Origin of the sequence: Dyella sp., from assembly GCF_035685805.1 — a bacterium.
GTDB lineage: Bacteria > Pseudomonadota > Gammaproteobacteria > Xanthomonadales > Rhodanobacteraceae > Dyella_A.
The window spans coordinates 43,520-63,049 of record NZ_DASSAB010000014.1; the positions used below are offsets into that span (position 1 = coordinate 43,520).

21 protein-coding genes, 1 tRNA gene and 1 other RNA gene are annotated in these 19,530 nt (G+C 69.2%); 9 read left to right on the plus strand and 14 right to left on the minus strand.

Going from position 1 to position 19,530, the window contains the following annotated elements:
• Positions 1–219 precede the first annotated feature (219 nt).
• Entirely contained in the window at positions 220–861 is a 642-nt protein-coding gene (gene coq7, locus VFG40_RS02935) for a 2-polyprenyl-3-methyl-6-methoxy-1,4-benzoquinone monooxygenase (RefSeq protein ID WP_324894722.1), read from the minus strand.
• A gap of 260 nt (positions 862–1,121) precedes the next feature.
• Between coq7 and rplM the strand changes: the two genes are divergently transcribed.
• The 3 genes from rplM (at position 1,122) to VFG40_RS02950 (ending at position 2,037) form a co-directional block, all read left to right on the plus strand.
• The gene (gene rplM, locus VFG40_RS02940) at positions 1,122–1,550 is read left to right on the plus strand and encodes a 50S ribosomal protein L13 (RefSeq protein ID WP_324894724.1); all 429 of its coding nucleotides are present in this window, start codon (positions 1,122–1,124) and stop codon (positions 1,548–1,550) included.
• A gap of 9 nt (positions 1,551–1,559) precedes the next feature.
• Positions 1,560–1,952 carry a 30S ribosomal protein S9 gene (rpsI, locus tag VFG40_RS02945; protein WP_324894726.1) on the plus strand — a complete coding sequence of 131 codons (393 nt, stop codon included), beginning with the start codon at positions 1,560–1,562 and terminating at the stop codon, positions 1,950–1,952.
• A gap of 11 nt (positions 1,953–1,963) precedes the next feature.
• Positions 1,964–2,037 (plus strand) — tRNA-Gln (locus VFG40_RS02950).
• A 144-nt stretch (positions 2,038–2,181) separates the two neighbouring features.
• Here the strand turns inward: VFG40_RS02950 and rpiA are convergent.
• From rpiA to VFG40_RS02980, 6 genes are all read right to left on the minus strand, one after another.
• Positions 2,182–2,817 carry a ribose-5-phosphate isomerase RpiA gene (gene rpiA / locus VFG40_RS02955; RefSeq protein ID WP_324894728.1) on the minus strand — a complete coding sequence of 212 codons (636 nt, stop codon included), beginning with the start codon at positions 2,815–2,817 and terminating at the stop codon, positions 2,182–2,184.
• Positions 2,818–2,871: 54 nt separating this feature from the next.
• Positions 2,872–3,339 (minus strand): EVE domain-containing protein, encoded by a 468-nt coding sequence (locus tag VFG40_RS02960; RefSeq protein WP_324894730.1) that lies wholly within the window; start codon positions 3,337–3,339, stop codon positions 2,872–2,874.
• Positions 3,336–3,950, minus strand: a complete 615-nt coding sequence (locus VFG40_RS02965; protein WP_324894732.1) for a 5-formyltetrahydrofolate cyclo-ligase — start codon at positions 3,948–3,950, stop codon at positions 3,336–3,338. The genes VFG40_RS02960 and VFG40_RS02965 overlap by 4 nt, the downstream gene beginning before the upstream one ends.
• Before the next feature lie 88 nt (positions 3,951–4,038).
• A non-coding RNA gene (ssrS, locus tag VFG40_RS02970) (6S RNA) lies at positions 4,039–4,225 on the minus strand.
• 67 nt (positions 4,226–4,292) lie between these two features.
• Positions 4,293–4,607, minus strand: a complete 315-nt coding sequence (locus VFG40_RS02975) for a cell division protein ZapA (RefSeq protein ID WP_324894734.1) — start codon at positions 4,605–4,607, stop codon at positions 4,293–4,295.
• Between the two features lies 1 nt (position 4,608).
• On the minus strand, positions 4,609–4,830 hold the full coding sequence (locus tag VFG40_RS02980) for a TIGR02449 family protein (RefSeq protein WP_324894736.1): 222 nt from the start codon (positions 4,828–4,830) through the stop codon (positions 4,609–4,611).
• Positions 4,831–4,931: 101 nt separating this feature from the next.
• Between VFG40_RS02980 and VFG40_RS02985 the strand changes: the two genes are divergently transcribed.
• On the plus strand, positions 4,932–5,495 hold the full coding sequence (locus VFG40_RS02985; protein WP_324894738.1) for a UPF0149 family protein: 564 nt from the start codon (positions 4,932–4,934) through the stop codon (positions 5,493–5,495).
• Positions 5,496–5,547: 52 nt separating this feature from the next.
• A complete protein-coding gene (locus VFG40_RS02990; RefSeq protein ID WP_324894816.1) occupies positions 5,548–6,813 on the plus strand; it encodes an aminopeptidase P N-terminal domain-containing protein in 1,266 nt (421 codons plus the stop codon).
• A gap of 12 nt (positions 6,814–6,825) precedes the next feature.
• Here the strand turns inward: VFG40_RS02990 and VFG40_RS02995 are convergent, their stop codons facing one another.
• Positions 6,826–6,999 (minus strand): hypothetical protein, encoded by a 174-nt coding sequence (locus VFG40_RS02995; protein WP_324894740.1) that lies wholly within the window; start codon positions 6,997–6,999, stop codon positions 6,826–6,828.
• Between the two features lie 165 nt (positions 7,000–7,164).
• Between VFG40_RS02995 and VFG40_RS03000 the strand changes: the two genes are divergently transcribed.
• Positions 7,165–8,559, plus strand: coding sequence for a cytochrome ubiquinol oxidase subunit I (locus VFG40_RS03000; RefSeq protein WP_324894818.1), 1,395 nt, complete (start codon positions 7,165–7,167; stop codon positions 8,557–8,559).
• A gap of 3 nt (positions 8,560–8,562) precedes the next feature.
• Complete coding sequence (gene cydB, locus VFG40_RS03005) at positions 8,563–9,573, plus strand: cytochrome d ubiquinol oxidase subunit II (RefSeq protein ID WP_324894742.1); 1,011 nt, start codon at positions 8,563–8,565, stop codon at positions 9,571–9,573.
• A 58-nt stretch (positions 9,574–9,631) separates the two neighbouring features.
• Here cydB and pepQ read toward each other — a convergent pair whose 3' ends face one another.
• The 3 genes from pepQ to VFG40_RS03020 form a co-directional block, all read right to left on the minus strand.
• Entirely contained in the window at positions 9,632–10,951 is a 1,320-nt protein-coding gene (gene pepQ / locus VFG40_RS03010; protein ID WP_324894744.1) for a Xaa-Pro dipeptidase, read from the minus strand.
• Positions 10,952–11,170: 219 nt separating this feature from the next.
• A complete protein-coding gene (locus VFG40_RS03015) occupies positions 11,171–11,524 on the minus strand; it encodes a PilZ domain-containing protein (protein WP_324894746.1) in 354 nt (117 codons plus the stop codon).
• Positions 11,525–11,528: 4 nt separating this feature from the next.
• On the minus strand, positions 11,529–13,889 hold the full coding sequence (locus VFG40_RS03020; RefSeq protein WP_324894748.1) for a DUF1631 family protein: 2,361 nt from the start codon (positions 13,887–13,889) through the stop codon (positions 11,529–11,531).
• Positions 13,890–14,080: 191 nt separating this feature from the next.
• Between VFG40_RS03020 and VFG40_RS03025 the strand changes: the two genes are divergently transcribed.
• Together VFG40_RS03025 and VFG40_RS03030 are read left to right on the plus strand one after the other, a co-directional pair.
• Complete coding sequence (locus tag VFG40_RS03025) at positions 14,081–14,932, plus strand: PP2C family protein-serine/threonine phosphatase (protein WP_324894750.1); 852 nt, start codon at positions 14,081–14,083, stop codon at positions 14,930–14,932.
• 27 nt (positions 14,933–14,959) lie between these two features.
• Positions 14,960–15,865, plus strand: a complete 906-nt coding sequence (locus tag VFG40_RS03030; RefSeq protein ID WP_324894752.1) for a LysM peptidoglycan-binding domain-containing protein — start codon at positions 14,960–14,962, stop codon at positions 15,863–15,865.
• Positions 15,866–15,901: 36 nt separating this feature from the next.
• On the opposite strand, the gene VFG40_RS03035 is transcribed toward VFG40_RS03030, so the two are convergent.
• The 3 genes from VFG40_RS03035 to hemW form a co-directional block, all read right to left on the minus strand.
• The gene (locus VFG40_RS03035) at positions 15,902–17,611 is read right to left on the minus strand and encodes a protein kinase domain-containing protein (RefSeq protein ID WP_324894754.1); all 1,710 of its coding nucleotides are present in this window, start codon (positions 17,609–17,611) and stop codon (positions 15,902–15,904) included.
• A gap of 10 nt (positions 17,612–17,621) precedes the next feature.
• Positions 17,622–18,149: an FHA domain-containing protein gene (locus tag VFG40_RS03040; protein WP_324894756.1), complete on the minus strand. Its 528-nt coding sequence runs from the start codon at positions 18,147–18,149 to the stop codon at positions 17,622–17,624.
• Between the two features lie 214 nt (positions 18,150–18,363).
• On the minus strand, positions 18,364–19,530 hold the full coding sequence (gene hemW / locus VFG40_RS03045) for a radical SAM family heme chaperone HemW (protein ID WP_324894758.1): 1,167 nt from the start codon (positions 19,528–19,530) through the stop codon (positions 18,364–18,366).

Sequence of the window (19,530 nt, forward strand, 5' to 3'; positions counted from 1 at the left end):
TGCATCGTCTGAAGTGCGCCACGTCCTCCGGGCGCGCGGTTCTGGACAAGAGTGAGCCTCAGCGCCGTCATTCCCGCGAAAACGCGAATCCGTTGGGCTCTGGCACGAACTCAAGTGGATGTCCGCTTCAGCGGGAAGGCGACTCGAGGACTCGTGCGATGGGAGGGGCCACCGACAACTCGGGTCGCCGGCTCGAGGCCGGCCACGCCGGGGGGCCGTCTACACGCGGTAGGCCACCTTCTTCATCAGCAGCGACGTGAGCTGCATCAGCGGCGGGATCGGGAAGGGCAGCTCGACGCCGCCACGCGCCTGCGCCTCGTCGGCATGGCGGATTTCGTCGACCTGCATCTGCGTCAGCACGGCGCGCGAGCGCGCGTCCTGCGCCGGCAAGGTCTCCAGGTGCTCCGCCAGGTGGGCCTCGACCTGTCGCTCGGTCTCGACCACGAAACCGAGACTGACCCCGTCGCCGGCCAACGCGGCGGCCGCGCCCATGGCATAGCTGCCCGCATACCACAGCGGGTTGAGCAGGCTGGGTCGGCTGTCCAGCTCGCGCAGGCGCTCCGCGCACCAGGCCAGGTGGTCGGTTTCTTCCGCCGCCGCGTGCTGCAGGTGGCGGCGCGTGTCGTCGCTGCGGGCAAGGGCCGACTGGCCGTCGTACAGCGCCTGGGCACACACCTCGCCGGTGTGGTTGATGCGCATCAGCCCGGCGGCGTGGCGACGTTCGTGCGCATCCATGGCCGGTTCGGCCATGCCGATGGCGGGCGAGGGGCGGGCGGCCTCGGGTGCGCCGGCAACGGTTTCGAGAGCCCGCTCGATGCCGGACAGCCACCGGTCGAGCGGGCTGAGGGTGCGTGCGGACATGCAATCTCCGGGGTGGGGTCAGGGCCTCACATCGTAGCCGCACGCCGCCCGGACTCTGGGCGCCGTAACGTCGCGCCGGTACGGCGGCACACAGAGGCGGGGGGCTTTTCAACGCCCCCCGTTGGCATGCTATGCTTGCCAGCTCACAGCCCGCCGGTCGGCGGACTTGTGCGATGGATGAAAGCTCCGCTATCATCTCGCGCCTTTGTTCTACCCGATTTCGCTTACCGCCCCTCGTGGCGGCACACAGGTATTCCGAAATGAAAACGTTCAGCGCCAAGCCGGAAAGCGTCAAGCGCGACTGGTTCGTGATCGACGCCACGGACAAGACGCTCGGTCGTCTGTCCACCGAGATTGCGCGCCGCCTGCGCGGCAAGCACAAGCCGGAGTTCACCCCGCACGTCGACACCGGCGATTATATCGTCGTCGTCAACGCGCAGAAGGTGGCCGTCACCGGCGCCAAGCTGGACGACAAGAAGTACCACCGCTTCACTGGCTACGTCGGCAACCTGAAGACCACGAACCTTCGTGACCTGCTGGCGACGCACCCGGAGCGCGTGATCGAGATCGCCGTCAAGGGCATGCTGCCGAAGAACCCGCTGGGCCGCGCGATGTACCGCAAGCTCAAGGTGTACGGCGGCGCCGAACATCCGCATACCGCACAGCAGCCGCAGGCGCTGGAACTCTAAGGAAACCTCATGGCGATTCAGCAGAATTACGGCACCGGCCGCCGCAAGACCTCCGCCGCCCGCGTGTTCCTGCGCAAGGGCAGCGGCGCAATCGAGGTGAACGGCAAGACCCTCGAGCAGTTCTTCGGCCGCGAGACCTCGCGCATGATCGTGCGCCAGCCGCTCGAGCTGACCGAGAACACCGCCAAGTTCGACATCAAGGTGACGGTTGCCGGCGGCGGCATCACCGGTCAGGCCGGTGCCATCCGCCTGGGCATCGCCCGCGCGCTGATCGAGTACGACGAAGCGCTGAAGACGCCGCTGCGCAAGGCCGGGTTCGTGACCCGCGACGCCCGTGAGGTCGAGCGCAAGAAGGTCGGTCTGCACAAGGCACGTCGCGCTACCCAGTTCTCCAAGCGTTAATCTAGCTGTATAGCCCCGTAGCCAAGCGGTAAGGCACCTGACTCTGACTCAGGCATCGGTGGTTCGAATCCATCCGGGGCTGCCACACACGGTTTGCCGAGTTTGAAGGCTCGGTAGGCCCGATAAAAAAGAAAGCCCGCCAATCGGCGGGCTTTTTCTTTGCCTGATGCTGGCGGTAGCTGCGGCCTGCCGTGCGCCAGCAGCGGGCACGGCAGCACCCCCTAGTTCGTCAGATCTCCCGGTCGCCCACCAGCACCACATCGGCAGGCCTGCGCGCGAACAGCCCCACGCTGACGATGCCCGGCAGCTGGTTGAGGTCCGATTCCAGTGCTGCCGGATCGGCGATCTGCCAGCCGTGCACGTCAATGATCCAGTTGCCGTTATCGGTCACCACGCCATCGCGCCAGACCGGATGGCCGCCGCGCTTGACGATCTCGCGACCGATCAGGCTGCGTGCCATCGGGATCACCTCGATCGGTAGCGGGAACTTACCGAGCAGATCGACCTGCTTGCCGGAGTCGATGATGCAGACGAATTTCTCGCTAGCCTGGGCGATGATCTTCTCGCGCGTCAGCGCAGCGCCGCCGCCCTTGATCAGCCGCTTGTGCCGATCGCATTCGTCGGCTCCGTCCACGTACAGCGTGAGCGGACCGGTGCTGTTGAGGTCCAGCACCTCGATGCCATGCTTCTTCAGCTGCGCTGTGGACTGCTCCGAGCTCGACACGGCGCCCTGGATGCGATCGCGCAGGTCGGCCAGTGCATCGATGAAATAAGCCACGGTGGAGCCGGTGCCGACGCCCACGATGGCGCCGTTCTCGACGAAGCGGATGGCGGCTTCGCCGGCGAGTTTCTTTTCATTGCTCATGCGGAATGGTCCGGGACGGGAAAGGGAGGCGCGACGCGGCGCCGCTCGGAAGCGCTACTCCTGCGCGAGGATCGTCTTCCATTCGGCCGCGCTTACAGGCATCACGGAGAGCCGGTTGCCCTTGCGCACCAGCGCCATGTCGGCCAGAGCAGGCATGGCCTGCAGCTCCTTGAGCGTGATCGTGCGCTTGAGCTTGCGCTTGAACGCCACATCGACCAGCAGCCAGCGCGGGTTGTCGCGGCTGCTGCCGGCATCGAAGTAGTCGCTCTTCGGATCGAACTGGCTGGGGTCGGGGTAGGCGTCCGAGGCGATGGTCGCCAGTCCCACGATGCCCGGCTCGGCGCAGTTGGAGTGATAGAAGAACACGCTGTCGCCCTTGCGCATGCCGTCGCGCATGAAGTTGCGCGCCTGGTAGTTGCGCACGCCGTCCCAGGGCTCCACGCCGCGTTCGTGCAGATCGTCGATGGAAAACGTTTCCGGTTCGGACTTCATCAGCCAGTGGCTGATGCGCGCAGGACTCATGCGTCGGTCTCCTGAGGGGCGGCGTGGCAGTCGATCAGTTCGCGGTCGGTGGCGATGAAGTCCAGCGGGACGTCCCAGCGCGCGGGCTCGATTGCGTCGAGCTCCTGGAAGTCGTAGCCGATGCCGACCAGCAGCGGCTCCGTGGGGCGAGTCTGCTCGTTGAGGAAGGCGAAACTGCGGTCGTAATAGCCACCGCCGTGGCCCAGCCGTTGTCCGCGACGATCGAAAGCAAGCAGCGGCACCAGGACGAGATCCAGCTGGAACGGCGCCAATGGGACCGTCACATGGACCGGCTCGGGAATGCCGTGGCGATTGGGCTCCACGGCCTCGCCTGCCTGCCACGGCGCGAAGCGCAGTTGCCGGCCGCTGCCCAGCACCGGCAGCAGGAACTGCTGCCCCCGGGCGAGCAGGGGAGGGATCACCAGGTTCAGAGCCAGTTCGCCGTTCACCGCCCAATAGCCCGCCACGCGGGCATCGGTGTGGTACTCGGGGAGTTGCTCGAGGCTCCGACGCAGGCCCTGGGCCGCGGCGATGCGCTGCTGTGGCGTGAGCGCCCGGCGGCGCTCGGCGAGACGTTGGCGAAGCTCGCGTCGCTGGGCGGTGGCATCCATGGGCACGTTTCCGAGTGAGGCTGCCAACAGGGGCGCCGCCGACGTTGCACCGGCCGATGCATGGCATCGACCGGTGCGGCATGGGGTGGCGTCAACCGCGATGCCGCTGCCCACCAAACGACCTTGATCCAAGAGGATCAGGTGGGAGGGCTATCAAGGCTTCGAGGCTTTCCGCACGCGGCGGACATGCACAACAGCCAGGATAAAACCGACCCGGGGCCGTATTTAGGAACAAGGCAAATGTAAGAGTGTGCTGGCGCACACCGCAGTAAACGCCGAGGACGATTTTATCAGCAACGCGCGGCGCGTGCCTTGTTATCGGTGCGTCCGCCCAGCGCGAGTTCAGCCGCGCGGCGGCGCCGGTTCCAGCGCTGCTTCCAGCTTGCGGCGCAATGCGGCGAGGCCGTCGGTGACACTCTGGTCGGCGCCGGAGTGCTGCTTGCGCAAGCCCAGGTACTCGTGGGTGACGCTGATCGCGGCCAGCACCGCCAGGCGGTCGAAGCCCGGCGTCTTGGCGTTGGCCCGCAGCTCGCGCATCTTGCGGTCCAGATAGCCGGCTGCCTCGAGCAGGCCTTCGCGCTCTTCCGGTGCGCAGGCAATCAGGAACTCCCGGTCGATCAGGCGCAGGGCAACCGGTTCGCTGGCGGAGGAGCTCATGTCAGTTGTTGCTCTCGAGGGCCTTGAGGCGCTGGATCATCGCTTCGACCCGACCGCGCGCCTGCTCGTTGCGGGCCATCAGTCCGGCGCGCTCGCTGGAGAGCTGCTCCTGGCTGTGGCGCAGGCTGCGGTTCTCCTCCGACAGCCGCCGCACCAGCTCGATCAGCCGGTCGGCCTGCTGGTTCAATGCGGCGAGTTCCTGCTGGAGGTCGGGCGTGCTCATGGGCCGGAACTATATCAGCACGCAGACGCAAAACCGTGGCCCGTGCCGCTGTGCGGAGGGACAGGCATTAGACTGCGCGCCTGACCTTGAAGGAGCCCGCCATGACGGCCCGCACGCACGTCGAATTCGACGATCTTGACGACCTGATCCACCGGCTGAAGCTCGGCACCAGCGCCAGCGAATTGCACGGGTCGCTCTGCGGCTACCTGGCCGGTGGCGGGCGGGTGGGCAGGCAGCCGCTGCTTTCGCTGCTGCATCTGGATGGGGAGGCACCGGCCCCGGCGCCGGCCGACGCCGCGCTGCTGGAGCGGCTCTCGGTGCAGGCGGGCAGTCAGCTGGCGGATCCGGATCTGGGCTTCGAGCCGATGCTGCCGGCCGACGACCGGCCGCTGGCCGAGCGCGCGGAGGCTACCGTGGAGTGGTGCCGGGGATTCCTCGGCGGATTCGGCCTGGCCGGCACGGACGCGCATGCGAACCTGTCCGAGGAGGCCCGGGAGATTCTGCGCGACCTGGGCACCATTGCCGCCACCAGTCTCGACCTCGGAAACGAAGCCGACGACGAGGACGCGTTGATCGAGCTGCACGAGTTCGTGCGGGTCGGCGCAATGCTGCTGCAGACCGAGTGCGCCGGCGACCCGGCGGCCGGCAACGATACCGTGCATTGATCCGCCCGCGTTGATCACGCCGGCCGAATTTTCCCGCCGTCGCCGCCAGCTGATGCAGATGGCCGGCGAGGATGCCGTGGTGCTGGTCGCCGCCGCGCCGGAGCGCATGCGCAACGCCGATGCCGCCTGGCCATACCGGCAGGATTCGGACTTCCATTACCTGACCGGCTTCCCGGAGCCGGCCGCGGTGCTGGCGCTGCTGCCCGGGCGCCGGCACGGCGAGGCGGTGCTGTTCTGCCGCGAGCGCGATGCCGAGCACGAGCGCTGGCACGGCGCGTCGATCGGCACCGAGCGTGCGGTGGCCGAATACGGCATGGACGATGCCTTTCCGGTAGAGGACATCGACGACATCCTCCCGGGCATGATCGAGGGTCGCGCCCGCGTCTACTGCCATTTCGGCAGCGAACCGCAGTTCGATGCGCAACTGCTGGGCTGGATGCGCCGCCTGCGCCAGCTGCGCGGCGGTGGCGTGGTGCCGAAGGAGTTCGTGGCGCTCGGGCACCTGCTGCACGACCTGCGCCTGTTCAAGTCGCCGGCCGAGCTGAAGCTGATGCGCGCTTCGGCAGCGATCGCCGCCGAGGCACACCTGGCGGCGATGCAGGTGGCAATGCCGGGCCGCCATGAATACGAAGTAGAGGCCGAGCTGCTGCGCGCGATGCGGCTGCGTGGCGCGGTGGCGGCGTTCCCGCCCATCGTGGCTGCCGGCGCGAACGCCTGCACCATGCACTACACCGCCAACCGCGCGCGGCTCGACGCCGGCGAGCTGTTGCTGATCGACGCGGGCGCGGAAGTGGACTGCTATGCGTCGGACATCAGCCGCAGCTTTCCGGTCGCGGGGCGCTACTCGCGCGAGCAGCGTGCGCTTTACGACATCGTGCTGACCGCCCAGCTGGCGGCGATCGACGAGGTGCGTCCGGGGCGCCCGTTCAGTGCGGCGCATGCGGCGGCGGTGCAGGTGATCGCCGAGGGGCTGTGCACGCTCGGCCTGCTCAAGGGGGGAGCCGAGGTCGCCGTCGCCACCGGCAGCTACCGACACTTCTTTCCGGCCAAGACCGGGCACTGGCTTGGCCTGGACGTGCACGATGTGGGCGACTACCGCGTCGACGGCGAGCCCCGTGTGCTGGAGCCGGGCATGGTGGTCACGGTGGAGCCCGGGATCTACGTGCCGCTGGACGACCGCAGCGTGCCCGAGCGCTGGCGCGGCATCGGCATCCGCATCGAGGACGACGTGGCGGTGACGCGCCGCGGCTGCGAGGTGCTCACGGCGGCGGTGCCGAAGGAGCCCGAGGCGCTGGAGGCCCTGCTCGCGGCGCGCTGACGGCGCGCTGGCTCACTGCGCGTGGCCGAACGCGAGCCACCACAGCAGCAGCGCCGCGACCAGCTTGGCCAGCAGCACGGGCGCCAGTTCCAGCAGCAGGCGCACCGGCCGTCGCGCATGGCCGAAACCGGTGGACCGGCGGTGTCGGTGCTGCTGAGGGTCGGACGCTGCCTCGCGACTTCTCATGTGATCTCCACGCCGGAGAGGCAAGACTACGCCGACATCGTCTCGCCCGTGCCGGTCGCTTCAACGTGGCCGATGGACGCACGGCGTTTCGTCGCGCAGCGCAACCGCCCTCCATGCGCGGGCGTATATTGCGTTGCAGCACGACCTCACGAGGTGTCGATCATGTTGACGGCTGAATTCCTGTCACGACTGCAGTTTGCCTTCGTCGTGTCGTTCCACATCCTGTTTCCCGCGTTCTCGATCGGGCTGGCGTCTTGGCTGGCGTTCCTCGAAGGGGTGTGGCTGGTCAAACGCACGGATCTCTGGCGCGACCTCTATTTCTTCTGGCTGAAGATCTTCGCCGTGGCATTCGGGATGGGCGTGGTCTCGGGCATCGTCATGAGTTTCCAGTTCGGTACCAACTGGTCGGGATTCTCGGTGGTCGCGGGCAACGTCATCGGCCCGCTGCTCAACTACGAGGTGCTCACGGCGTTCTTCCTAGAGGCTACTTTCCTCGGCGTGATGCTGTTCGGCTGGCGCAAGGTCAGCGACCGCACGCATTTCTTCGCCACCTGCATGGTGGCGCTGGGCACGCTGATCTCCACCTTCTGGATCATGTCGGCCAACAGCTGGATGCAGACGCCGGCCGGCTACGTGATCAAGGACGGCGTGTTCTTTCCGGACGACTGGATGAAGGTCATCTTCAATCCGTCGTTTCCGGTGCGCCTGCCGCACATGGTGATGGGGGCCTTCATCTCCACCGCGATGGTGATCGGCGGCGTGTCGGCCTTCTACCTGCTCAAGAATCGTTTCGCGGACAAGTCGCGGGCGATGCTCAAGCTCGCGCTGGCGTTCCTCGCCATCGTGATTCCGCTGCAGATCGTGATCGGCGACCTGTCGGGCCTGGAGGTGCGCGAGAACCAGCCAGCCAAGCTGGCCGCGATCGAGGCGCGCTGGGAGACGCGCGGCGACGTGCCGCTGACCCTGTTCGCCTGGCCCGACGAGGCCAACGAAACCAACCACTATGCGGTGGACGTGCCGCAGCTGGGCAGCATCCTGCTCACCCACTCGCTGCACGGCGAGGTCAAGGGTCTGAAGGATTTCCCGAAGGACCAGCGCCCGCCGGTGAAGATCCCGTTCTTCTCGTTCCGCATCATGGTCGGGCTGGGCTTCGCCATGCTCGCGCTGGCGGTGATCGGCCTGTGGCGGTGGCGCCGGGGCACGCTGGAGAAGCGGTGGTACCTGCGCGCGTGGGTCGCGATGATCCCGTCCGGCTTCGTCGCCGTGCTGACCGGGTGGTGGGTGGCCGAGGTGGGTCGGCAGCCGTGGGTGGTCTATGGCCTGACGCGGACCTCCGAGGCACTGACGCCGCTGCCGGTGAGCAGCGTGCTGGCCTCGCTGGCGACGTTCGTGGTCGTCTACCTGGGCATCTTCGGCGCCGGCCTGTACTACCTGGTCAAGCTGTTCCGTACCGGCCCGGTGACGGCGCCGCAGCATGTGCCGGCGACGCCGGTACACGGCAGCGATCGCCGCACGCCGGCGCGCCCGCTGTCTGCCCCCAGCGATTCGATGGAGGGCTGACCGATGGATCTGGCTACCGTGCTGCCCGTGGTGTGGTACTTCATCATCGGCTTCGGCGTGATGATGTACGTGTTGCTGGACGGCTTCGTGCTTGGGCTGGGCATCCTCACGCCCTTTGCCGACGACGAGCACCAGCGCGACCACATGATGAACACCGCTGCGCCGATCTGGGACGGCAACGAGACCTGGCTGGTGCTCGGCGGCGCCGGCTTGCTGGCGGCCTTTCCCAAGGCCTACGCGCTGGTGCTGTCGACGCTGTACCTGCCGATCCTGTTGATGCTGATCGCACTGGTGCTGCGCGGCGTGGCGTTCGAGTTCCGCTTCAAGGCGCACACCTCGCGCTGGTTGTGGGGCGTGGCGTTCCATCTGGGGTCGGTGTTTGCCGCATTTGCCCAGGGTGTGATCCTCGGTGCGCTGGTCGATGGCATCACCCCGCTGGCGCCGGGGCAGCTGCATGGCGCATTCGACTGGTTCAGCCCGTTCGCGATGATGACCGGCGTGGCGGTGGTCTGCGGCTATGCGCTGCTCGGCGCGACCTGGCTGATCCTCAAGACCGAAGGAAGGTTGCAGCGCATTGCGTTCGACCTGACGCGCCCGCTGATGGTGGCGGTGATCGTGTTCATGCTGCTGGTCAGCGCCTCGCTGCCTTACCTGCACTCGGCGCTGATGCGGCGCTGGTTCACCGGCGCGCATTTTCTCTACCTTTCGCCGGTACCTCTGCTCACCGCGCTCACGGCGGTCATGCTGTGGCGCTCGGTGGTGAAGCAGCGCGATGCGCAGCCGTTCGTGCTGGCACTGTGCTTTTTCCTGCTGGGCTTCATCGGCCTGGTGGTCGGAATCTGGCCGAACATCGTGCCGCCCGGCCTGACCATCTGGGAAGCGGCGTCACCGCCGAGTTCGCAGGGGTTCGTGCTGGTCGGTGCGGCGTTCCTGATCCCCGCGGTGCTGGCGTACACGGTGTACTCGTACCGCGTGTTCCGCGGCAAGGTCGCCGATGATGCGGGCTACCACTGAGCTTGTCGGCGCCTGACGGCGACGGTCGCGGCCATGCCGCGACCGCCGTCGCGGGTCTTCAGCCGAGCTGGGCGAAAGCGTCACGCGTGAGGTTTTCGGGGTCGCCCTCGGTGCACGCCACGTCGTCCTCGATGCGGATGCCGCCGTAGGGCTTGAGCGCTTCCACGCGGTCCCAGTCGATGTCCCTGGACGCCGGCGTCTGGCGCACTTCGTCCAGCAGCATGTCGATGAAGTACAGGCCCGGCTCGATGGTCACGACCATGCCCGGTTCCAATGTGCGCGTCATGCGCAGGAACGGGTGGCCGTCCGGTCGCGCCACGGTTTCGCCGCGGTCGTTCCTGGCGAAGCCGCCCACGTCGTGGACCTGCAGGCCGATCGAGTGACCCAGCCCGTGCGGAAAGAAGGCCCGCGTGACGCCGCTCTCGACCGCGCTCTCGGCACTCATGCGGATCAACCCGTGCGTGCGCAGCACCTCGGCCAGCTGGTGGTGCGCAGCCACGTGCAGCGCGGCGTAATCCACGCCGGCGCGCACGCTGGCCGCCTGGCGCTGCTGCACGGCGTCCATCGCATCGATCAACGCCTGGAACTCATCGGCACCGTGCGCGGCATGGCTGCGGGTGATGTCGCTGGCGTAGCCGCTGGCGCTGGCGCCGGCATCGATCAGTAGTGATCGCGACGCCTCGGGCGGCGTGCGGGTGAAGTCCATGTAGTGCAGCACCGCGCCGTGCTCGTTCAGCGCCACGATGCTGGAGTAGGGCAGCTCGGCGTCGGTCTGGCCGGCCGCGGCGAGATACGCCTGGTGGATGCCCAGCTCACTCTCGCCGGCGCGGAACGCCTGCTCGGCGGCCCGGTGGGCGCGCGCACCGATGCGGCTGGCCTCGCGCATCAGCGCCAGTTCGTACGGCGTCTTGTACGCGCGGTAGTAGTGCAGGTAGTCGAGCACGGGCTGAGGATTGTTCGCCTGTAACCCGTCCATGGGCGGGCACGCTTCGGCGATCACCGCGGCGTTCTGCCGAGGCAGCTGGGCGATCGCCTCTTCCGCGCTGCGCACGGTGACGATGTCGAAGTGCTCGACCCAGTAGCCGCTGGGCGCCTCGGGTACCACGTGCCAGTAGTCGCGCGGCTGCAGGAACACCAGTTTCGGTCGCTGCCCCGGCGTGTAGGCGATCCAGCTGCCCGGCACGCGGGTCAGTGGCAGCCAGTGCTTGAACGGCGGGTTCACGGCGTACGGGTAGTGATTGTCGTCGAGAAACTTCACGCCCGGCATGCCGGCAGCGATCAGCAGGTGATCGAAGCCGCCGCGGGCGAGTGCCTCGTCGGCGCGCCGGGTGAGGGTGGCCAGATGCTGGGCGTAGAGCGGAGCGAGCGAAGCGGTCATGGGATTCCTTGGCCGGTGGGGGCGCATCGGTCGTCGGCAGCTGGAAGCGTGCCGGCAGGGCGCCCGACGGATGGGGCGAGGCGCACAACGGCGCGCCGGGTCGCCGCCCATGATCGCAACCCTCGCCCGCGCGCGCCACCCGCGCACGCGCCATGGCTCCGTAGCAGCGAGAAATTTCCCCGCCGCGCGTGCGCGCCGACGAGGCGTGAAGCGGACGCCTTACGGCGCCATCGCGATCCAGCGGTCGATCACTGCCGAATCCTTCGGTGACACCGCGATGATGCGGAACCCGGCCCAGATCTGGCCTGGCGCGGAGCCGGGGTCGTACCACTGCGCCTGCACGCCCACTTCGATCGTCTGCGGCTGTGCCTCCAGCCCGTGCAGCGGCAGCTGTACCTGATAGATCGCGTCGGGGCGCGGCGCGCGCGCGCAGATCAGGAGCATGCCGCCGGCGGAAAGATTGCCTAGGAAGCCCATCGGCTGGCCGCTGATCATGTCGGTGACCGCAGCGGTGAAATTGACCCGCTTGCGCAGGGCGCGTCGCTGCTCGTTGGAGGCGGACTGGCTGTTCATGGGATCAGGCTCCGACTCGGCTCGAGGACGGGCGACCGCCGCCGGGCGGGCGCAGCAGGCTGCCGGTCAGGGTGCGCCAGGCGCGGTCCAGCAGCGACTCCTTCACCTCGGTCAGCTCGCGCGCGCGGCCCTTGACCATCTCGTGGGCCAGCTGCGGCAACGTCATGTCGTCGGCACGCACGCCGCGACGGTTGACGAACAGGGTCTGCCCGGACACGGGCGAGAACCATGCGAGCTTGCGCTGGGAGAGCTTGCCGGTCTTGGGGTCGGTAAATTCGAACCAGCGCCCGAACGGCAGCAGGCGCAGCCGCTCCTGCAGCTCCACTTCGCGCGGGTCCAGCACCGGCTGGCTGCGCGGCTGCGGACGCTTGGCCGCGGTGACGCCGGCAGGCGCACGCCGACCGGGAGTCGGCGCCGGCTCGGCCGGGTTGGCCGCCAGCTCCGCCGGTTCGGCCGAAGCGGCTGGCACGGCCGCCGTGGGCGGATGTTGTTCGCCCAGTCGCTGATGCTGCTTGAGCCGCATCGCCAGGTCGGTGGTGCTCAGCGTCTCGCCGCTGGCTGCGGGGATGGCGGCTTCGCCAGGATTGGCCAGGCGCTGGGCAACCTGCGCGGCTTCCTCGTGATGCATGCCGATCTGCTGCAGGCCGGTTTCCACCTCCGATTGCAGGTGTGCCCGATCGTCGACCGGCTTGCGCCCCAGCAGCTGGTCGGTGATCAGCAACTGGCTGGCGAAGGCGTCGCTGTCTTCGCCGTGGCGCAGGATTGTCAACGCCAGCACGTCGGACCATGCGCGGTCGAGCAGGGCGCGCAGCAGCCCGCGCGGCGGTGCCTGGGCGAAGCGCTCGCCGATCAGCGCGCTGGCACGCTGACGCGCCTGGTCGAGCCGCTCGCGGCCCTGCATGGCTTCGACGTGTCGTCGCTCGGCGGTCTGCGCCTTGCGCGAAAGCAGCGCCAGATGCTGCTGGATGTCCGCCAGCAACGTGGTGTACAGGCCGGCGCTGGGCGGTTCCCGGCTGGCCCGCTCGACCAGTTGCTCGAGCTTGGCGCGCAGGCTGCGGTCCGCTTCGCTGCCGGAGTCATCGAGCCACTCGTGTGCCACCTCGGTGACGGTGCCCAGCAACTGGCGCGCCGGGTGCTCCTTCTGCTCGAAGAAATTGCGATCGCCCACCGCCATGCGCAGCACCGGCAGCTGCAGGCCGCCAAGCAGCGCATGGGTTTCCTCGCCCTGCTGCAGCTGGCGCGAGAGCTGCTCGAACAGCATCGCCACCAGCTCCACCGTATCGCCCTGCTCGGCGCTGAGGCCGGTACGCGCGGCGCCGGGGGGCTTGCCCGCATTGAGCTGGGTCAGCAACTCCTCGCGCAGCAGCTGGGCGCTGCGCAACTCGCGGCTGGCCTTGTCGGTCACCTGGGTCAGGTGTTGCTGCAGGGCCGACAGCGCCGTCTGCAGTTCGTCGGCGGTGGCCACCTCGGCGACTTCGCCGCCCACTGTGGTCTGGCCGCTGCGCCGGCGCGCCAGCAACTCGCGCAGGCTGTCGAGCACCGCAATCGGTTCATTCGGCGCACCCGCCGCCGCGGCCGACGCAGCCGGGGTGGCGGCGGCTTCGGCCCGCGCCGGCTCGGCGTTGCCGCCGGCACGGGCCGGCTTCACCGGCGTACGCAGCAGCGGATAGGGCCGCAGCTGCGGCAGGATGCCCTCTTTCTGCAGCACCTCGTTGAGCATGCCGTAGAACCGGGGCAGCTCCGGCAGCAAGGCGTTCTCCAGGCACTTGAGCAGCAACAGGTCGTGTTCGACCGGCAGCTCCATCGTGCTGACCGCTTCGCGCAATGCCTTGGCCAGCGTCAGCGGCCCCATCGGCAGCTCGCCCGCTTCAAGCGGCGGCGCGGCCACCAGCACCGCCAGGCGATAACCGAGTTCGTAGATCGCCGCGCCGCCACGGGCCTCGCCACGCGAGGCCAGCTTGTCCAGTGCCACGGTCATTTCGTGGTCGGCCTGATCGACCAGGCTCAGCGGCTGGCCGACGGGGTTGTCCGCTGGCGTCGGGGCCGGCGCGCCCAGCGACTGGAACGCGCTGCTGACCTGCTCGATGAACCGCTTTTCCAGCGTCGGCCGCTCGCGCAACAGCCGCAAGCGCACGTTGAAGTGGCGCTGCTGGTTGAATGGATCGTGGGCATTCTCCGACAGCACGAACAGCTGCCGCTCGAGATCATCCAGGCATACGCGCAACGGTCGCGACAGCCAGTCCACGCTCAGCGTGCGGCAACGCTCGATCAGCCGGCGCGCGCGCCCGGACCATGCGTCCTGTGCCTGGGCGGCCGCGCCATGCGGCACTGGCGACCGTCCCCGACCTTGCGGCTCAACATCCATGACAGACCCTGGTGAAACCCCCGTGGACCGGCAGTCTATGCCGGATGGCGCGCGGCCCGCCATTGGCGCTTGGTCGCGTCGCTGCGGTGGTGGCCCTCGGCGGCGGCCGGTGGCCTGGCAGACAGCCGTTACACTGCGGCGGGGCAGGAGCCCTGGCGGCACGATGCGGTGGGACAGGAGGTGCGGTGGGCATGGATCGAACGATCGACAGCGCGGCGTGCGAGGGTGCCGATGCGACCCGGCTCGGCGCAGGGCGGGCGTGTGGCGGGCGCCCCAGTCAGCAGGACGACCTGGTCTGCCTGCACGACCCCGCCTCGCATACCCGGCTGCTGGTGCTGGCCGACGGCATGGGGGGCGACGGTGCGGGCGAGCTGGCGTCCGCCGGCGTGGTCGCGGTAGCCCGTACGTTGTGGCAGGGCGGCAGCTGGCAGGTGCTGCCCGGCGCCCTGTTCCTGGAGCAGCTTTGCCAGGACGCTCACCTGGCGTTGCGCCGCTGCGGCCAGGGAATGACCGATGCGGCCCCGCACGCCACCGTGGTGGCGCTGCTGCTCAAGGGCACCAGCGCCTATTGGGCGCATGTCGGCGACAGCCGGCTGTATCGGTTCGAGCGTGGCCGCCTGCTTGGCTGCACCGAAGACCACAGCGTGGTCCAGGCGCGGGTGCGGCGGGGCGAACTGAGCGCCCGCGACGCAGCACGGGCGGCCGACCAGCACGAATTGCTGCGCGGCCTCGGCGGTGACCTGCAGCCGCAGGTCGACCACGGCTGGGCCACGCTAAGGGCGGGGCAGAGCTTCGCCCTGTGCAGCGATGGCGTGTGGGAGCAGTTGTCCGAGCACGAGCTGGCGCAGTACGCCGCGCAGCCGGATCTTGCGCAAGCCGCCACGCAGGCGCTGAGCGTGGCGCTCAACCGTGGCGGCGAGAACGGCGATAATGTGGCGCTGATCCTGGTCCGTCCGGCGCGCCTGCAGATCGGCTGGCTGGGTCGCCTCTCACGACTGTGGCGCACCCGCGCCACGGCGCCCCGACCTCTTCCCCCGGCCTGAGCCGCGCAGCTACCGCGAGTCCGTCCCATGTCCTTCCTGTTTTTGCGCTCCCTCCGATCCACCCGGCGGCCTCTCTGCCTGACGGCCCTGGCCTGCGCTGCGCTGGTGCTCGGTGGCTGTGCCTCGCTCGGTCGGGGGCGCCACACGCAGGTGGTGGTCACGCCGGCGCAGCCGTCCGCCCAGGCCGCAGCCGATGCGCGGGCACCATCGCTGTCGGAGATCATCAACGGCCAGTTGCAGCACGGGCGCTACGCCGAGGGGGAACGCAACCTGCGTGCCTACCTGGTACAGCATCCCGACGACAGCGTTGCGCAGCTGATGCTGCGCCAGCTGACGCGGCCGCCGGACGCCTGGCTGGGGCCGCCCGCGCGGCAGCGGGTGGCCCGGCCCGGCGATTCGTACAGCACGCTGGCACAGCAGTATCTCGGCGACGCGCGGTTGTTCGTCCTGCTGGCCCGCTACAACGACGCGGCGGACCCGTCGCTGCTGCGCGTGGGCGAGACGGTGCGCCTGCCTGCGGCCAAGGAGGACGCACCACCCCTGGCACCCGTCGCCGATGAGGTTGCGTCCGACGACCGCACGCCGCCGTCGACACGGCCGGTGGCCGAGTCGCGGGCGCAGCGCGCCCTGCGCCTGCAGCGCGAGAGCCTCTCGCTGTTCGATGCGGGACGACAGGCCGAGGCGCTGGCCCGGCTCGACGCGGCGCTGGCGCTGGAGCCGGGCCTGGCTGGCAACGGGCCGCAGTCGGCGGACTTGCGCCAGCAACTGGTGGCCGCGTGCCACCAGCGGGCGATCGTGCTTTATCGCGACCAGCAGCTGGATCCGGCGATCGCGCTGTGGGACCGGGTGCTGGCGATCCAGCCGGACTACGAACCGGCGCTCGCCTATCGCGCCCGCGCGCAGGAACTTAAGCGCCGCCTGAAACAGTATTGAGTGATCTGTCGGCCGATGCGGCGGCCGCGCGTCGCGTCAGCCGCCGGGCGGTGCGGCGTCGCCCTTGCGCCGTTCCGCGGCGGCCACGATGCGCGTGGGCAACGTTGCGTCGACGGGGCGGACCGGACGCGTGGGCGCCGCGGGCCGACGTTGTCGCGACTGCAGCGCCCCGGCCATCAGGTTGAAAGCGGCGAACAGGCGACCGAACTCGTCGCGCCGCATCAGCCGGATGCGGTAACGCAGGTCGCCGCGGGCCACCCGCAGCAGGGCGTCGCCGACCAGCGCCAGTGGCGTGAGCAGCCGGCGGAACAGCACATAGGCCGCGCCGATCACGGCCAGCAGCGTCACCACCAGTACCGCCCCGATCACTCCGAGCGTGGTCTTCTGTGCCGCCCCCAGGGGCGCCTGGCTGATGCCCAGTCGCAGCGTGCCGACGGTGGCGGTCTGGTAGTGGATAGGCGCGTTGAACAGCAGCAGCCCGTCGCTGTTTTCGGCGTCCGGATGGCCGCGGTAGCTGTCGATCTCGCCGCTGTGCCCCAGTCGTTCGCTCAGTGCAATGTCGGGCATCGCCTGGCCGATGTCGGCCTGGCGCGTGCTGGCGACGATGTGGCCGTCGCGGTCGGCGATGGCGAGGTAACGGATCTGCTGGTTGCGGGCAATGTCCTGTACCAGCGCGCGGGTGGCGGCCCGATCGCCCAGCAGCAGGTCCTCGGCCGATTCGCTGGCCACCATGTGGCCCAGCGAGCTGCCGAAATCCAGCGCCAGGCCGGTGATCGCTCGCCCCTGCATGATGTAGATCGCGATCATGCCCAGCAGCAGGATCACGCTGAGCATGCCGGCCAGCACGGCCGCCCAGCGCAGGCGCAGCGACACGATCCGGCTGGCCAGCGGTTGTTCGTGCAGGCGTTCGTATTCCCGCCGCGCCACGGCCAAATCGTCCGCCAACTCGCTGCCGCGCTGGTAGCGGTCGCGGGCGAGCGGCGAGAGCAGGGTGTGCACGATATCGACCAGGATCGACGGCGCCGCCGCGTCCAGTGGCTCGAGTGGCGGCAGCGGCAGCTGCTGGCGCTCGTCGAGCAACCGCGGAACATCGACCGTTTCGCTCCAGGGCAGCTTGCCCGACAGCAGCCAGTACAACACCACGCCCAGCGAGAACAGGTCGCTGCGTGCATCAGTCTCGTCGCCGCGCAGCTGCTCGGGCGCCATGTACGCGGGCGTGCCGCCGATCTCGCCGGCGCCGGCCTGGCGCGGCACGCCGCGGCGTTCGGCGATGCCGAAGTCGGCGATCTTGGCGTGCCGCCAGCCGTCGGCCAGCATGATGTTTTCGGGCTTGATGTCGTGATGCACTACCCCGTTGGCGTGGGCGTAATCGAGCGCGGCGGCCATCTGCGAGGCCAGCTCGATCACTGCGCTCAGGGGCGGCAGCCCGTCGCGAGCGGCGCGGCTGGCGAGGGTGTCGCCGGGCAGCCGCTCCATGGCGAGGTAGGAGCGGCCGTCGTCGGTTTCGCCCACGTCGAACACGGTGACGATATTGGGGTGACTCAGATGCCCGGCAGCGCGTGCCTCCACCTGGAAGCGTCGGCGGTACGCCGGGTCGGCGGCGACGTGCGCGTGCAGGCACTTGATTGCCACCTCGCGCTGGATCTGCGGGTCGTAGCCGGCATACACCACGGCCATGGCGCCGGCACCGAGCACGCCTTCGATGCGGTATCGGCCCAGCGTGCGGGGAAGGTCGGGATCGCGCACGGGCGATCGCTCAGCGCAGCCACCACGCCAGCACGGCGAGTGCGCCAAGCGCGAATGCGGCGGCGGCCGTGATCCAGCCCGCCGAGCGCCGGCGACGCTCGCCGCGTTCGCGGGTGAGAAAGACGAACTCGGCCTGACCGAGCCGCACGCAATCGCCGTGCTTGAGCACCGCCTCGTGCACGCGTTTTCCGTTGACGAACGTGCCGTTGGTCGACAGCGTATTCATGATCACGTAGTGACCCTGCTGGTTGATCACCCAGGCATGCGACGCCGACACGCTCGGCTCGTTCACCACGATGTCGTTGTCGCTGCGCCGGCCCAGCGTCTGCCGTCCCGAGCGAAGCGCGAAGCGCACCGTCCCCAGGCCCTCGCTGCGGCCGAGCAACACCGGCTGGGCCGTGCTGGCCGGGCCCGGCGGCGCGGGTGCCACGGCGTCGGCGTACTGCGCCAGCTCCTCGGCGGTGAACAGCCGCGTGCCCTGGGGGCCTGCGGTGCGCGGATCGTTGCGGCGACGCGGGACGGGGACGGGGCCGTTCATCGATGGAGTGATCCGGGGTGATGCGGTGAATGCGGACATGACGCGCGCCAGGCAGTAAACGGGGTGTTCGACCGTGCCGTCGGCACGACAGTGGCTCAGGCAGAGCACCCCGCCGTCTGTAACGGTCGCAACGCCTGAAACTTGAACAAGCTTTGCGTGGTGCGGACGTGATGGCGCGCACAGTGCGGATGTCCCGCCAGCCGCACGTAGCCGGTCAGTCGAGGAACGCGGCGATCACGTCGTTGAGGAAGCGCTGGCCCAGCGCCGTGGTCTGGAGTCGGTCAGGATCATCCACCAGCCAGCCGCGCCGGCGGGCCTCGGCGAGCGGCGTCGCGATTTGCTCCGGCGGAGCGCCGGTACGCTCGGCGAACGCACCGGCCGGTACGCCGTCGATCAGGCGCAGTGCGTTGAGCATGTACTCGAACGGCAGCTCCGCGGCGGGCACCGGGCCGCTTCCCCCCAAGCGCGCGGTGCCGCTGCCGGCGGTCAGGAACGCCTGCGGCAGGCGCGTTTTCCAACGCCGGTGCACGATCCCGGTGGCGCTGTCGCTGAGCTTGCCGTGGGCTCCCGCACCGATGCCCAGGTAGTCGCCGAACTGCCAGTAGTTGAGGTTGTGGGCGCAGCGACGGCCGGGCCGCGCGTAGGCGGAAATCTCGTATTGCCCGTAACCGGCGGCGGCAAGCGCCGATTCGCATGCCTCCTGCATCGCCCAGGCGTGGTCGTCGTCCGGCAGCGGCGGCGGATTGGCGGCGAACGCGGTGTTCGGTTCCAGCGTGAGTTGGTAGTGGGAGATGTGCGCCGGCGCCAGTGCCAGCGCCCGCGCCACGTCGGCCAGGGCGCCGTCGAGCGTCTGCTGCGGCAGGGCGTACATCAGGTCGAGATTGATGTTGGCGTAGCCGGCATCCTGCGCCGATTTGACCGCCGCCTCGGCCTCCGCGGCCGAGTGGATGCGCCCGAGCCGGCGCAGCTTGTCGTCGTCGAAGCTCTGGATGCCAAACGACAGGCGGTTCACCCCTGCGGCCAGATAGCCGTCGAAGCGACCGTGTTCGACGGTGCCGGGGTTGGTCTCCAGCGTGATCTCGGCGCCGTCGGCGAACGGCAGCCGCGCGCGGGCGCCGTCGAGGAAGCGCTCGACCAGCTCCGGCGCGAACAGGCTGGGCGTGCCCCCGCCGAAGAACACGCTGACGATCGGCCGGCCGGCCAGTGCTGCGCCGAAGTCGGCGCAATCGGCGTCGAGGTCGGCCAGCAGGGCGTCGACGTAATCGGCATACGGCGGTGGCGCATCGCGCAGGCCGTGCGAGTTGAAGTCGCAGTACGGGCACTTCTTCACGCACCACGGCATGTGCACGTAGAGCGACAGCGGCGGCGCGAGCAGCGCCAT

Bases quoted from the DNA above. Each gene is read 5' to 3' on its own strand.
- VFG40_RS03030 (WP_324894752.1), top strand. From the start codon at position 14,960: ATGTCCTTCCTGTTTTTGCGCTCCCTCCGATCCACCCGGCGGCCTCTC.
- VFG40_RS02990 (WP_324894816.1), top strand. From the start codon at position 5,548: ATGCAGATGGCCGGCGAGGATGCCGTGGTGCTGGTCGCCGCCGCGCCG.
- hemW (WP_324894758.1), bottom strand. From the start codon at position 19,530: ATGGCGCTGCTCGCGCCGCCGCTGTCGCTCTACGTGCACATGCCGTGG.
- VFG40_RS03040 (WP_324894756.1), bottom strand. From the start codon at position 18,149: ATGAACGGCCCCGTCCCCGTCCCGCGTCGCCGCAACGATCCGCGCACC.
- coq7 (WP_324894722.1), bottom strand. From the start codon at position 861: ATGTCCGCACGCACCCTCAGCCCGCTCGACCGGTGGCTGTCCGGCATC.
- rpsI (WP_324894726.1), top strand. From the start codon at position 1,560: ATGGCGATTCAGCAGAATTACGGCACCGGCCGCCGCAAGACCTCCGCC.
- pepQ (WP_324894744.1), bottom strand. From the start codon at position 10,951: ATGACCGCTTCGCTCGCTCCGCTCTACGCCCAGCATCTGGCCACCCTC.
- cydB (WP_324894742.1), top strand. From the start codon at position 8,563: ATGGATCTGGCTACCGTGCTGCCCGTGGTGTGGTACTTCATCATCGGC.
- VFG40_RS02960 (WP_324894730.1), bottom strand. From the start codon at position 3,339: ATGAGTCCTGCGCGCATCAGCCACTGGCTGATGAAGTCCGAACCGGAA.
- rpiA (WP_324894728.1), bottom strand. From the start codon at position 2,817: ATGAGCAATGAAAAGAAACTCGCCGGCGAAGCCGCCATCCGCTTCGTC.
- VFG40_RS02965 (WP_324894732.1), bottom strand. From the start codon at position 3,950: ATGGATGCCACCGCCCAGCGACGCGAGCTTCGCCAACGTCTCGCCGAG.
- rplM (WP_324894724.1), top strand. From the start codon at position 1,122: ATGAAAACGTTCAGCGCCAAGCCGGAAAGCGTCAAGCGCGACTGGTTC.
- VFG40_RS02985 (WP_324894738.1), top strand. From the start codon at position 4,932: ATGACGGCCCGCACGCACGTCGAATTCGACGATCTTGACGACCTGATC.
- VFG40_RS02980 (WP_324894736.1), bottom strand. From the start codon at position 4,830: ATGAGCACGCCCGACCTCCAGCAGGAACTCGCCGCATTGAACCAGCAG.
- VFG40_RS02975 (WP_324894734.1), bottom strand. From the start codon at position 4,607: ATGAGCTCCTCCGCCAGCGAACCGGTTGCCCTGCGCCTGATCGACCGG.
- VFG40_RS03025 (WP_324894750.1), top strand. From the start codon at position 14,081: ATGGATCGAACGATCGACAGCGCGGCGTGCGAGGGTGCCGATGCGACC.
- VFG40_RS02995 (WP_324894740.1), bottom strand. From the start codon at position 6,999: ATGAGAAGTCGCGAGGCAGCGTCCGACCCTCAGCAGCACCGACACCGC.
- VFG40_RS03015 (WP_324894746.1), bottom strand. From the start codon at position 11,524: ATGAACAGCCAGTCCGCCTCCAACGAGCAGCGACGCGCCCTGCGCAAG.
- VFG40_RS03020 (WP_324894748.1), bottom strand. From the start codon at position 13,889: ATGGATGTTGAGCCGCAAGGTCGGGGACGGTCGCCAGTGCCGCATGGC.